The organism is Arthrobacter sulfonylureivorans (assembly GCF_047607445.1).
GTDB classification, from domain to species: domain Bacteria; phylum Actinomycetota; class Actinomycetes; order Actinomycetales; family Micrococcaceae; genus Crystallibacter; species Crystallibacter sulfonylureivorans_A.
Window position 1 is genome coordinate 1 of record NZ_JBLKRT010000002.1, and the last position, 13,087, is coordinate 13,087.

13 protein-coding genes are annotated in these 13,087 nt (G+C 62.1%); 4 read left to right on the forward strand and 9 right to left on the reverse strand.

Annotation, left to right across the window (positions count from 1 at the left end; genetic code table 11):
* Positions 1–89: 89 nt before the first annotated feature.
* Positions 90–410, reverse strand: coding sequence for a cupin domain-containing protein (locus tag ACMX2H_RS01135; RefSeq protein ID WP_414958572.1), 321 nt, complete (start codon positions 408–410; stop codon positions 90–92).
* Between the two features lie 222 nt (positions 411–632).
* Between ACMX2H_RS01135 and ACMX2H_RS01140 the strand changes: the two genes are divergently transcribed.
* On the forward strand, positions 633–1,964 hold the full coding sequence (locus ACMX2H_RS01140; protein ID WP_414958573.1) for an MFS transporter: 1,332 nt from the start codon (positions 633–635) through the stop codon (positions 1,962–1,964).
* A gap of 243 nt (positions 1,965–2,207) precedes the next feature.
* Positions 2,208–2,678, forward strand: coding sequence for a hypothetical protein (locus ACMX2H_RS01145; RefSeq protein WP_414958574.1), 471 nt, complete (start codon positions 2,208–2,210; stop codon positions 2,676–2,678).
* Positions 2,679–2,970: 292 nt separating this feature from the next.
* Here the strand turns inward: ACMX2H_RS01145 and ACMX2H_RS01150 are convergent, their stop codons facing one another.
* Genes ACMX2H_RS01150 through ACMX2H_RS01185 form a run of 8 tightly spaced genes read right to left on the reverse strand, consistent with a single transcriptional unit; the run spans position 2,971 to position 11,132 of the window.
* Positions 2,971–4,329, reverse strand: a complete 1,359-nt coding sequence (locus ACMX2H_RS01150; RefSeq protein WP_414958575.1) for an NAD-dependent succinate-semialdehyde dehydrogenase — start codon at positions 4,327–4,329, stop codon at positions 2,971–2,973.
* 47 nt (positions 4,330–4,376) lie between these two features.
* On the reverse strand, positions 4,377–5,540 hold the full coding sequence (locus tag ACMX2H_RS01155) for a fumarylacetoacetate hydrolase family protein (protein ID WP_414958576.1): 1,164 nt from the start codon (positions 5,538–5,540) through the stop codon (positions 4,377–4,379).
* A 28-nt stretch (positions 5,541–5,568) separates the two neighbouring features.
* Positions 5,569–6,012, reverse strand: a complete 444-nt coding sequence (locus tag ACMX2H_RS01160; RefSeq protein WP_414958577.1) for a VOC family protein — start codon at positions 6,010–6,012, stop codon at positions 5,569–5,571.
* Positions 6,012–6,461 carry a cytidine/deoxycytidylate deaminase family protein gene (locus ACMX2H_RS01165; RefSeq protein ID WP_414958578.1) on the reverse strand — a complete coding sequence of 150 codons (450 nt, stop codon included), beginning with the start codon at positions 6,459–6,461 and terminating at the stop codon, positions 6,012–6,014. Before ACMX2H_RS01165 ends, ACMX2H_RS01160 begins: the two co-directional genes overlap by 1 nt.
* Positions 6,462–6,464: 3 nt before the next feature.
* Positions 6,465–7,385 (reverse strand): ABC transporter permease, encoded by a 921-nt coding sequence (locus tag ACMX2H_RS01170; protein WP_414958579.1) that lies wholly within the window; start codon positions 7,383–7,385, stop codon positions 6,465–6,467.
* Positions 7,386–7,388: 3 nt separating this feature from the next.
* The gene (locus ACMX2H_RS01175) at positions 7,389–8,543 is read right to left on the reverse strand and encodes an ABC transporter permease (RefSeq protein WP_414958580.1); all 1,155 of its coding nucleotides are present in this window, start codon (positions 8,541–8,543) and stop codon (positions 7,389–7,391) included.
* Entirely contained in the window at positions 8,540–10,093 is a 1,554-nt protein-coding gene (locus ACMX2H_RS01180) for an ABC transporter ATP-binding protein (protein WP_414958581.1), read from the reverse strand. Before ACMX2H_RS01180 ends, ACMX2H_RS01175 begins: the two co-directional genes overlap by 4 nt.
* Positions 10,083–11,132: a BMP family lipoprotein gene (locus ACMX2H_RS01185; RefSeq protein WP_414958582.1), complete on the reverse strand. Its 1,050-nt coding sequence runs from the start codon at positions 11,130–11,132 to the stop codon at positions 10,083–10,085. The genes ACMX2H_RS01180 and ACMX2H_RS01185 overlap by 11 nt, the downstream gene beginning before the upstream one ends.
* Before the next feature lie 115 nt (positions 11,133–11,247).
* On the opposite strand from ACMX2H_RS01185, the gene ACMX2H_RS01190 reads away from it, so the two are divergent.
* Both ACMX2H_RS01190 and ACMX2H_RS01195 read left to right on the forward strand, forming a co-directional pair.
* A complete protein-coding gene (locus tag ACMX2H_RS01190; RefSeq protein ID WP_414958583.1) occupies positions 11,248–12,279 on the forward strand; it encodes a C-terminal binding protein in 1,032 nt (343 codons plus the stop codon).
* 40 nt (positions 12,280–12,319) lie between these two features.
* Positions 12,320–13,078, forward strand: a complete 759-nt coding sequence (locus ACMX2H_RS01195) for a FadR/GntR family transcriptional regulator (protein WP_414958584.1) — start codon at positions 12,320–12,322, stop codon at positions 13,076–13,078.
* Positions 13,079–13,087 lie beyond the last annotated feature (9 nt).

Sequence of the window (13,087 nt, forward strand, 5' to 3'; positions counted from 1 at the left end):
GCCCGGGCCCTGTCGAGAGGGGGGGGGGGGACCAAGAAGTTTCTTGGTCCCCCACCCATTCCGCTGCGCGAACGCCGAGAGGCCAGCCCCTACTTCAGCTCGATTTCCACAAAGGCCACTTCGGCGTCGGTTTCGTTGACCACGTTGTGCTCGCTGCCGGCCTCTCGGGTGTAGGAGGCCCCGATGGCCAGCGGGTTGGTCGAGGCGTCTGCTCGCGTCTCAACGGTCAGCTCGCCGCCGGTGATCGGCACGACGACGTAATCAACCGGGTGCACGTGCCAGCCGGTCTCCGTCCCCGGCGGGAAACGCCACTCGGTGACCGTGACACGCTCATTGTCGATCTGCACTGTTGCCACAGCGCTGCTGCGTACCACGTCCTCGGCCGTGCCGACGCGATCGTTGGAGTTCATGCTCAAAACCAAGTCTTCCTTTCGTAGATGTCCTTCGACCAGCCTCTCGTCAAGGGCTTCGCCCGTTGATATCCACGGTGGACAATCCGCCTCCCGGTTTGTCCCGGACGTACAGGCACTAATCCGTAATGCACCGCATAGGGTTCACATGATCAATGTGTCCCGTGCCACTATCTTTCCCGGAGTCCACCCAAGATGCAGTGGCGTTATGCAAGGAGAAATATGCAAAACCTTCAGTCTCCCTCGATGACGGAGAAAGCCGTGGCGCCCCCACAATCCTCCGCCAAGAAAGTCGCCATTGCCAGCTTCATCGGCACCAGCATCGAGTGGTACGACTTCTTTCTCTACGGGACCGCATCTGCCCTGGTCTTCGGCCAACTCTTCTTCCCGTCCGGCGATCCGCTGATCGGCACCCTGCTGGCTTTCGGTTCGTTCGGCGTGGGCTTCGCCGCCCGTCCGATCGGCGGCGCCATCTTCGGAAACCTGGCCGACAAGATGGGCCGCAAGAAGATTCTCGTGGTGACCCTCTTGATCATGGGGCTGGCCACCACCGCCATCGGGTTCCTTCCCACTTACGACGAAATCGGCATCCTGGCTCCCATCCTGTTGGTGCTCCTGCGCCTGATCCAGGGATTTGGCGTCGGCGGCGAATGGGGCGCCGCCGTCATGATGGCCGTCGAACACGCTCCGAAGACCAAGAAGGGGTTCTTCGGCTCGGTGCCGCAGATGGGTGTTCCGGTGGGGACCATCCTGTCCACCGGGGCCTTCGCCCTCTTGACCTTGTTGCCGAACGAGGACTTCCTCAGCTGGGGCTGGCGCATCCCCTTCATCGCCAGCATCGTCATGGTCATCGTCGGCCTGGTCATCCGCTTCACCCTTTCGGAATCACCGGAATTCCAGCAGGCCGTCACCACGGGAACCGTCGAGAAGATGCCGGTCAAGACTGCCATTAAGGACCACTGGCGGGAAATCCTTTACGCGGGCGGCATCCGTTTCTCCGAGAACTCGGTGTTCTACGTGGTCACCGTTTTCGCCATCACCTACGGCGTCGACGCGCTGGGGCTCGAGCGCGGTTCCATCCTCAACGCGGTGCTGATTTGTTCCGCGGTCGAGCTCCTGCTCATCCCCCTGTTTGGCTCCTGGTCGGAGCGGATCGGGCACCGACGGCTCTTCCTCGGTGCTGCCATGGCTTCCGTGGCGGTCGCCTTCCCGTTCTTCCTGCTCTTCAACACGGGCAACTTCATCGTCATTGCCGTGGCCATGTCGATCACGATTGGCATCGCCTGCGCCATGTTTGCCTTGGAGCCGGCCGTGATGGGTGCTCTCTTCCCGGTCGAAGTACGGACCAGCGCAGTGTCCATCGGCTACCAGTTGGCAGCCGTCCTGGCCGGCGGCCTCTCGCCCTTCATCGCCACCGGCCTGTACGCGTGGTCCGGCCGCCAGTGGTGGCCCATCGCAGCGTACTTGTCGGTCATGGGCCTGATCACCCTGCTCGCCACCCACATGGCGACGAAGTCCGCAAAAACAGCCCAGAAGCAGGTGGCTGCTTCCTGATCCGGCTGCGGATGGGGTCCGGGGGTGAGCAACATGGCGCACGACGCCGTTGCTCACCCTCGGGCCCCGATGCCACTTCCCGGGACGTTGGTTCCGCGGAGGCCCATCTACGTCGTCCGTTACGCGGCAACTTGCAGTGTCGCAATGACGATGATCAACTGTTCGGAGAGCAGGACTGGAAGTGACCTTCGTCGCAACGGCTCAGTCCTTCCCTCACCCGCTTCACCACCACGGGAGGTCCACTTGACGCACGCAGCCCACGAAGATCACAAGACCGGAATCACCGCCTTGTTGTCAGCCTCCTACCATTTCATGATGGGGCGGATCATCGATGACCTTGCCGCTGCCGGACATAGTGACCTGTCCAAGACGCAGCTGCACCTCCTGTCGAGGATTGACGGGGACGGCATGACCGTCGGCGATCTGGCTACGCGGGTCCAGATTCCGCTCCAGATCGTGAACAACCTCGTTCAGATGATGACCGAGAACGATTACCTCGCCACCGAGCGCGTCGGCGACGACATCCAGGCCACCTCGGTGCAGGTCGCCGATCGAGGCCACGCAGCCCGGAGGATCATCATCGAATCCCAGCAGGCAGTCGAGCGCGACTGGGCCACCGCCCTCGGCGAAGAGTCCTACGAGTCCCTCCGCGGCCGCCTCCGCGACCTCTTCGACTCCACAACGCACCGCCAGCCGGCGAAGACCCACAAGTAGAGGAATTCCACCACGGAGACCTCGTCAGGCCTCGGATCCCTGCCCGGACATCCGTGCTGGAGTACGTTACTAGACTTGGAACCAACTCAGAGCGGGACCGCCTTCCCTAAGGGAGGCGGTCCCGCTCCGTTTACGTCTAGTTTGCTCTGAGGCGGCTGCTCGCGGCAGTGCATCACCGCTGCGTGCACGGTATTGAGCTGGCGATATCCGGAACCTGATGCTGACGGTGAAGCGGCCCCAGATAGCTACACTCTGGGACCGCCTCGCATGATGTTCGACCGTTAACTACGCTTTAGAGCCGGACGACCTTCTTATTCATGAACTCGTCCATACCGAGCGGACCAAGTTCGCGACCCACGCCCGAGCGCTTGATACCGCCGAACGGCAGGTCGGCTTGTGATCCACCCGCTTGGTTGATGTAGACCATGCCGGCCTCGATCTGGTCACCAACTCGGCGGGCCCGTTCGGGGTCAGCGCTGAAGACGCCGGAACCGAGACCGAATTCCGTATCGTTGGCCAGCTCTACGGCCTCCTCCTCGCTCGAAGCTCGGAAGACAATAGCGGCCGGGCCGAACACTTCCTCATGGTATGCGGCCATCTCGGAAGTGACGTCGGTGAGCACCGCGGGCTGGACATAAGCACCCGGGCGGTCGATCCTGTATCCGCCGGTACGCAAGGTAGCTCCCTGTTCCACGGCTTCCTCGATCTGGCGTACAACCTCGTCTGCAGCACTTACCGAGGACAGCGGTGCCAGGGTGGTCGACGGATCGCTGGGGTCACCAGGGGCAAAGGCCGCCATCTTCTCCGTCAGCTTTTCGACGAACTCATCGTAAATGTCGGCCATAACAATCATGCGCTTGGGCGCATTGCAAGCCTGGCCCATGTTCCCCATGCGCGACGCCACCGCGATATTCACGGTCTTGTCCAGATCGTCGGAGTCGAGAATGACCATTGGATCCGAGCCGCCCAGTTCAAGGACAACCTTCTTGAGGTTCCGGCCGGCTTCGGCCGCCACGGCGGAACCCGCACGTTCGCTGCCTGTCAGTGAGACGCCCTGGATGCGCTTGTCGGCCAATGCGGAAGCGATCTGCTGGTTGCTGGCGTAGATATTGATGTAGGCGTCCTCGGGCACTCCTGCTTCGCGGAGCACCGACACAATCGCAGCTGCGGATTTCGGGCAGTTGGAGGCGTGCTTGAGCAGAATGGTGTTGCCCAGCATCAGGTTCGGTGCCACGAAACGCGCCACTTGGTAGTACGGGTAGTTCCACGGCATGATGCCCAGGATCACCCCAACAGGCCGCTTTTGGATCACGGCGTTGCCACCCTGGATTTCCAGCGGTTCATCGGCCATCAAAGTCTGGCCGTTCTGCGCGTAGTAGCTGAAGATTTCGAAGACAGTGCCGAGCTCGCCCTTGCTTTCTTCGATCCGCTTGCCCATCTCCTGGGTAATGATCGCGGCCAACTCGTCCGTTCGTTCCTTGAAGACTTCGGCCACCCGCTGGACGATCTTGGCGCGGGTTTCTACCGGGGTTTCTTTCCAGGACAGGTAACCCCGATGCGCCTGCTCGATGGCTTCTGCGATCTGCACATCAGTGGCGGTGGGGAATTCTTCGATGACCGTGCCGGTGGCAGGGTTCGTAACTTTGTACACGAGGTCTCGCTTTCGTTGTCGTGTTCGTTAGGGAAGAAGGTAAAGGTTCAGAGGAGAGAACGTTGACGCAGGTTTTGGATCAGCGCCCAGATACCGAACTCCCAGCGGGGCGCAGTTTCCGAGTGCTCTACCTTGTTGATCAGCGCGCCCAGACGTGGATTCGAAATACTGACGGTATCGCCAAGTTCATGGGTGAATCCTGCACCGGGCGCTTTTCGATCCTGGGTCGGCGCGAACAGGGTGCCGGTAAACAAGACGAAGCCGTCGGGATACTGGTGGTGGTCGCCGTAGGCATGTTCGATGAGGCTGGCAGGATCCCGGCTGATGTTCTTCATCGAGCTCTGTCCGTCGAGCGTGAATCCGTCCGGCCCCTCCACCCGCAGGCTGATGTCGAGTTCCCGCACGTCGTCCATTCCGAACGAATCGTCGAAGAGTCGGATGAACGGTCCGATCGCGCAGGAAGCGTTGTTGTCCTTGGCCTCGGTCAGCAGCAGTGCGCTGCGTCCTTCGAAGTCGCGAAGGTTAACATCGTTGCCCAAGGCCGCGCCCAATGCAGTGCCGTCGGAGCGCACGGCCAACACCACTTCCGGTTCGGGGTTGTTCCACGTGGACCGCGACAGCACGCCAATCGACTCACCGGTGCCGACCGATGAGAGCACCGGGGCCTTCGTGAAGATCTCCGGGTCTGGTCCAATGCCCACTTCCAGGTATTGGGACCACAGACCTTCTGCTTTGAGGATCTCCTTGACCCGCGCCGCTTCCTCCGTGCCTGGCTGCACGCTGGAGATGGCGCCGCCGATGGCATCGGCCAGCTGGTCGCGGATGGCTGCCGCCTGGCTGGCGTCCCCCTTGGCCCTTTCTTCGATGACGCGTTCCAGCATGCTCTCCACGAAGGTCACGCCGGCGGCCTTCACGACCTGCAGATCGATCGGTGCAAGGAGCCGCGGCTTGGACATGTCGGCGTCGACAGTGGCGGCGATGACGTCAGCCAATGCCCATCGGGGCCGGTTTTCCAGGTCCTTAACAACAGAGAGCAAGTCGGCGCGCTCGAACAGGGATGAGACCGTCGGCTCGATGCCGGTGATGTCAACAACGTCCGTTCCATCGACGACGACGACGCACGGCCCGTTGGCTTCCGGATCAAAGATTCGGCCAACAAGGGTGGCATTCTCCGCGTCGAGTGGCAGGAGATCGGATAGAGAAATGTTCACGTTTACTTTCCAGTCGTTGGGTGCCGGGTCAGGAAGCGGCGGCGGCGGTAGCAGAATCAACGGCGCCGGGCTCTCCGCCCTCATACCATGCGAAAAATTCCCAGAGTTCGCCGCACGGGCCCGCAAAGTAGAGGCACCGCGCGTTCCAGGGGTAGTCCTCAGGTTGGGAGTAAACCTCCACGCCGCGAGCGGTGAGGTCCGAGTACATCGAATCGATCGCCGCTGGTGAATCGAGCTTCACCGCGAGCATCACTCCATGCCCGGACGGATCGGTCATTTGGGACGGCACACCGGTTGTCTCGGTGATTTTTCCAGCCTCCCAAAGGGCGAGGATGACACCGGGGCCAGCGAAGTCAGCGAATCCCGGCATCCGATGCTTGAGGGTGTAGCCGAGTTTCTCGGTGTAGAACGCAATCGATGCGTCCAGATCGCGGGTAATCAGGCAGATGTCTGTAATCGTTGGCTTTTCCATTATTTTCTTTCACTCGTCGGGTCTCCGACCGTCCAGCTGTTCTCATGCGGGAACATCCACGGCTCGGGCATTAGGGTCTTGGAGGGCACCTTGCGTACGGTCCCGCGCAGGTCGATGATGACGTCGGCATCGGGGCAGTAGGTACCCATGAGTTCCCGGCAGACGCCGCACGGGTTGGTGACCACCACTCGGCCGGCGCTGTCTTTGCAGACGGCAACCACTTGGGTGATGTCTGCGTCGGCCGCCATCTGTGCGTTGGCGATGGCCGAGGACTCGGCACAGACATTCACGCGGCGGGAGCCGATGTGCAGGCCCAGATAGACGGCTCCGGTACTGGTCCGCACGGCGGCCGCCACCTGATGCCGCTCGCCGTGATGGGCCTTCGTCAGCATGGCCTTGGCCTGTTCGAAGAGGTCGACGTCGGTCGCGGTCAGGGATTCGTCGTTCATGATTCAGTCCTCCAGCGCCGGGGTTGCAATTCGGATACCGCCGTCCTTGGCGGTTCGGGCCAGGATGATGAGGCCGGCGAATGCGACCACGTAGGGGATCATCTGGGCGAATTGGGGTGGCATCACGGAGGCGTTCACTTGCACCGCCACTGCAGACGAAAGACCGAAGCCAACCGACATGAGGGCCAGCAGCAGCACCTTGCCGCGGCAGAAGATGACGGCTGCCAAGGCAACGAATCCAAGACCGCTGGTCATGCCTTCGGTGAAAAGGGTGAGCTGGCCCATGCTCAACTGCACCCCGGCCAGGCCGCACAGCGCGAAGCACCAGACTTGGGCGAGAATCCGCATCCGCGTGACGTTGCCGCCTGCCGCGGTCAAGGCAGCCGGATGCTCGCCTGCTGCCTTCAAGTGACGGACCAGGACCGTGTAGCGGACCGCGAGCGCGGCGGCAACGATAATCGCCCAACTGACGTAGGTCAGGATTGAATGACCTGACAGGACTGCACCCAGCAACGGGATACCGTCGATGCCAGGGATGTTGACCGACGCCATGGCGGGGATTCGATCGTCGCTCAGCGTCCCCTTGACGCCGAACAACGACCTCAACAGATAGACCGTCGCGCCCGCGGCGAACACGTTCAAGACAATGCCGGCCACAAACACATTCACCCGCAAATAGGTGATGAGGTAACCGAACGCGGCTCCGCAGGCCGCCCCGATGAGGACGGTGAGTCCCACTGCTGCAAACCCGGATTCCGTGGACATACCAATGACGACGCCGGAGAAGGCACCGAAGAGCATGGCTCCTTCGAGTCCGACGTTCAGGTCCTTGGTCCAGGCGGTGGGAAGACAGGCCAGTGCAGCGAGCAGGATCGGTGTGGTGAACCGAATCCCCGAAGCGAGAAAGGCATCAATCCAATCCATGTCTCAGTGTCCTTTCAAGTGGGCGAACCGCTGCTTCAGGGCGGTAAATTGGCTGAAAATGCCGGCGCGTGCGGCGGCGGCAACGATGATGCCGGAGATCAGGACCAGCGAAAGTTCCGACGGCACCGTAGAGACCTGCTCGATGCCGCGGGCCGCGGACCTCATGATGCAGTACACGGACACCCAGATGATCGCCGGCACGGGGCGTGCCCGGCTGATCAAGGCGATCAGGACTGCGTCCCAGCCGATGCCGGTACCGATTTCGGTCCAGAAGCGGCCTTGGGACGCCGTGACCAGGAGTGCACCGCCGATGCCGCACAGGGCACCACTTGTCGCCATCGACGCGATGCGGGCTTTTTTCACGCTGATGCCCGAGGCAGCGGCAAAGTCCGGGCTCTCGCCGGTCATCCGCCAGCGGTAGCCGGTGACGGAGCGTTCGCTGAGCCACCAGGTAACGGCGCAGAGGATGACGACCACGAAGAGTGCCGAGGTCAGCTGGGTCCGCGGCATGATTTCGCCAAACATGGCGGTGTCGAACACTTCTTTGGTTGTGCCGCTTTGCCTAGCGGGATCTCGGAGCGGAGAGGTCGCCAGATAGGCGCAGAACAGCATGATGATGTAGTTCGACAGCAGGGTGGAGAGGACTTCGTCGACCCCCCAGACTGCGCGCAGCCATCCCAGTCCCGCCGCTATGAGTCCGCCGACTACCGCCGCAAACAGCAAGCAGAGGAGCAGATGGAGGCCGCTGAGCATGGGCCCGATGTAGGCGCCGGCCAGGGCAGCTGCCATGGCACCCGCGTAGATCTGTCCTTCGGCTCCGATGTTGAACATGCCGGAGCGATACGCCAAGCAGACGCCGATCGAGGCGACGAACAAGGGCAATCCCCAGGCCAGCGTCCTGGCGATGCTTGCCGGATTGCCTAAGGCGTAGTCGAGTCCGGCGGCCAGCGTGGAGAAGGGTTCATATCCTTGGGCGGCAATCAGTACCAAGGCCATGAGCAGTCCGGCAACAAGAATGAACGCAGGTTGGATCAAGCGACGGGCCAGAGGCATGGCAGCTAACCGGCCGGGGGCCTTAGGCCGGCGTCGCCGGTCCTCCGGGAGGTGGCTCTTCCTCTGCGGGTCGGCCTGCTGCGCAGGAGCGGTCTGGATGTTCATGCTGCTGTTCCTAAAGCTTTGGCGCCGGTCATATGCATACCGAGTTCTTCGCGGCTGGTTTCAGTCGCCGTCTCCTCTGCGACCATCCGCCCCCCGTACATCACCAGCACGCGGTCGGACAACCGTAGGATCTCGTCCAGGTCTGCCGAGATCAGCACCACGGCGCAGCCACGCGCCGTCGCTTCGGCAATCCGGTCGTAGAGGAATTCAATGGCGCCCAAGTCAACGCCCCGGGTCGGCTGTGCCAGGACGATGCATTTGGGCTGCTCTTCAAGTTCCCGGGCCATGACAATCTTCTGCTGATTGCCGCCAGAGAGGGTGTGGCACTTGGCGTTGCGGCCCGACGTCCTAATGGCGTATTTGCTGATCATGTCGGTGCCCCACGCTTGCAGCGCGCGCGGGAAGGCATTAGCGAGTCCATTCCAGCCCCGGTGCCGGCGAAGCGTGCCCGCGGCGAGCCCCTCGAGGACCGACCCGTTGATTGGAATGCCCTCGCGGTGGCGGTCCTCCGAAACGTAGGAGAGCCCCAGATCGCGGCGCGCCGAGACCGTCAGCCGCGTCAAGTCAGTCCCGGCAAGCTCGATCTTCCCCGCGAGCGGGGACGCGGTGCCGATGAGGGTTTCCGCCAAGGCTGACTGGCCGTTGCCCTCGACCCCGGCGATCCCGACTACCTCCCCCGCCCTGACTTCGAAGGTGATCGAATCCAGCGCCGCATCGTGCTCGAACTTGGCGGTACTGAGGCCGGAGACCGACAAGACGACGTCGTCTCCCGGCACGTTCCGGGTAATCCGTCCCAAATTAACGTCGCTCCGCCCTGTCATGGCGGCCACCACAGCGGAAGCGTCGAGGTCTCCGGCCGGTGCGGTGCTGACTGTGCGTCCATTGCGCAGGACGGTGATCCGGTCTGCCACGGCAAACACCTCCCGCAACTTGTGCGAGATGAAGATGATCGACGAACCGTCAGCGGCAAGTTTCTTCAGGAGGACGAAAAGCTCCTCGGTCTCCTGCGGGGTCAGTACTGCTGTGGGCTCATCCAGGATGATGATCTTGGCCCCGCGGTAGAGCACCTTCGTGATCTCGAGCTTCTGCTGGGTCGCCACGTTAAGGCTGCCGGTGACCGTGTTCGGGTCAAGGGCCAGGCCCAGCCGCTCCATCGGACCGCGGGCGGCCTCTTCCGCTCGGCCTCGGTCGAACAGGCCGCCGGTGCCGGGCTCGGCACCGAGGGTGATGTTCTCCAGTACCGAGAAGCTAGGCACCAGCATGAAGTGCTGGTGCACCATGCCGATGCCGTGCTCAATCGCGTCCATTGGCTTTTTGAGCTCGACTTCCCTGCCGCCCAAACGGATACTGCCGGCGTTCGGCCGGTACATGCCGAACAGAATCCTCATCAGCGTGGTTTTCCCGGCACCGTTCTCGCCCACGAGCGCGTGGATTTCACCGGGATAGAGGTCGAAATTGACGTTTTCATTGGCGACGACGGGGCCGAACGTCTTGGTAATCCCCTGCAGTTCCAGCACAGGGCTGGGGGCCGCCTGATCCTTACTGGACATTGACTTTCACTTCCCCGCTGGCGATCTTCGCCTCCAACTCGCTCAGGGCTGCGACGTTGTCCGCACCGAGGATCTTCTCGTCGTAAACCATTCCCCAGCCGTCCTCGGCGAACCCATAGCTCTGCTGGGACCCCGGCTTCAAGGTGCCGGCGGCAAAGTCCTCGGTCAACTGCTCGATCACTGCATCAACCTTCATTTCAACGCTGCCCGGAACCTTGCCGGGGGCCAGCGAACTCTTGTCGGTGACAATGCCGATGGGTGCGATCTCTTGGCCTGATTTGGCGGCATCGAAGATGCCCGCACCGGACAGACCGGCGTAGGCGTACTGCGCGTACGCACCCTTGTTCTTCAGGGCCAGGCCGATTTCGCGACCCTTAGCCGGGTCAACGAAGGAGCCGACGTATTGGGCCGCGACCTTCATGTCTGGCGCAACATGCTCCACGCCCTGGACGTAGCCCGCTTCACAATTTTGGATGACCGGGGCGTTGACGCCTCCGATAAACCCGGCAGTGTCTGCGCCTGCCTCGCCGTTGACCGTGGCAGCCAAGGCTCCTGCCATGAAGCACCCTTCGGCGGTACGGAACTCGGCAGAAACCACCTCGGGACTGTCCACCGCACCGTCGAGGAAGACGAAGGTCGTGTCCGGGTTTTCCGACGCGGTGTCGATCAGGGCGTCAATCGCTTCGAACCCAAGCACGAACACCAGGTCGTTGGCATCGGCGGCGTCCTGCAGCAAGGGAGCGAAGTTCTGCGCCTGAAGCTGCCCCTCGTATGTGTTGACGGCTGCGCCGCCCTCCTCCAAGGACGCCTGAGCCTTGGCCGCCTGGTCGAAGAAGTCTCCGTCACCGAATGCGTTGTCGACGAAGATGCCGACGCTGAGCTCCGCTTCGCTGGCGCCGGCAGCTGCCGGAGCCTTTCCTCCACAGCCGGTCAGCAGCAAGCCCGCACAAGCCAGTCCAGCCACAACGGTCCAGCTTCTAAAGCTCGGAGCGTGGCGTCGCCCGTGGCGTGATGCGGCGATGGGTTCGATGGCGTTCATGGTCGTGCCTTTCATAAAGAACGGGGACTATCGGCATTTACCGTCGTTTTCTTCCAAGAAACTGCGTGGTTTCCCGTGACTGGAGTCACAGGCTAACATACAATCATCATATGATGTGATCAACTGGTTTACGGAAGCACGTCGCAATGCGTCGAGGACCGGGCCTCTAATAGCACCTAAGGGAGATGAAGCGATGAAGCGAGTTGTCGTCACAGACCACGCATTCCGTGATGTCACGATCGAAGAAGCAGCAGCAGTGGAGAACGGTGCGACGTTTGCCTGCTTCGCCTGCGTAGAGGAGCGGGAGACTGCAGATGCCGTGGCGGGCGCCGACGTCGCCATCGTCAACTTCGCGCCGATCACACGTGCTGTGCTGGAACGGATGAATACCGGGGCGACCGTGATCAGGTACGGAATTGGCTACGACAACGTGGACCTTGAGGCCGCACGTCAACTAGGCATCCAGGTGGCGAACGTGCCGGATTACGGCGTGGACACCGTAGCTGATCATGCGGTCGCATCGCTGCTGACCATGGCCCGCCGGATCCCCCTGTACAACCAGAGGATTCAGGCGAACGGATGGACCCGGCCCGGCGACGTGGGACCGATCCCAGGTTTCCGGTCCATGATCGTGGGGCTGGTGGGGATGGGGCGCATTGCGCAGGCCGTACACAAGAGGCTGGCGCCTTTCGGCTTCAGTTTTGTCGGCTTCGACCCGTTCTGCCCTGCCGAGGTCTTCGCCGAGCTTGGCATCGAGCAGGTAGGCCTCCAAGAACTCGCCGCATGTTCCCACGCCATCACCCTGCATGCTCCGAGCACGCCGGAAACCCACCGGATGATTGGAGATGACTTCTTCGCGCATGCACAGGAAGGCATCGTCCTGGTCAACACGGCACGCGGTCCCCTTGTCGACCTTGACGCCTTGGCGTCCGCCGTCAAAGACGGGAAGGTTGCCGGTGCCGTTCTGGACGTTACCGATCCGGAGCCCTTGCCGGCCGACTCGCCGCTCCGCCTCATGCCGGAAGTTGTTCTTACACCCCATGCTGCCTTCTACGACGAAGATTCACTGCGCAATCTTCAGCAATTGGCGAGCGATGAAGCCGTGCGCGCCGTGCGCGGAGAGGAATTACGTTGCAGGGTTGTCTAAAGGAACCGACCGATACGCCAAGGAAAGGGGAACTGCCACGATGGTAGCCACAAACGGCACCCAAGCCGCGGCGGCACCACGCAGCCAAATCAGGACCGCACGCAATCGACGGAACCGGCTGTCGGACCAGATCGCCGAAAAAATCAAGGACAAGCTCATAGCCGACGGACTCCAGCCCGGCGACAAGCTGCCCACGGAACCCGAACTGGCCGATTTGTACGACGTCAGCCGGAGCGTGGTGCGGGAGGCCGGCAGGATCCTCGATGAGCGGGGCCTGGTCGACATTCGTCCCGGACGGGGAATGATTGTGGCCGAGTTTGACGGCACATCGATCTCGCGGCAGTTCGAACTCATGCTTGAGTTAAAGCACGGCGCTTTTCCGGACCTGATGGAAATGCGTTTGGTTCTCGAAGTGGGTATGACGGAACTGGCGGCCCAAAGGCGCACGCCGGCCGACGAAGCCCGGATCCGCACCGCCCTGAGGGAATTTTCTGCGGCCGGGGATGACCATGTCTCCGCCCTCGCGTGGGACCTGGAATTCCATGAGGCCATTGCCGCCGCGTCGGGCAACCAGTTTTTCGTGCATATCGTCAATCCCATCAACGAATATTTGCACCGCGTGTACGAAACAAGCCTCGGCTACGAAGCGGCGCAAAACCAGACAATGCTGGAGCACACGGAGATCGCTGAGGCAATCTTTGCCGGTGACGCCGCAGCCGCGCGGGAAGCCTCCCTGCGCCACCTCACCCGGATCTACGACTCGGCCGAGCAACTTATCGACCCGTTGAAGGATGCTTAGGCTCCCGTG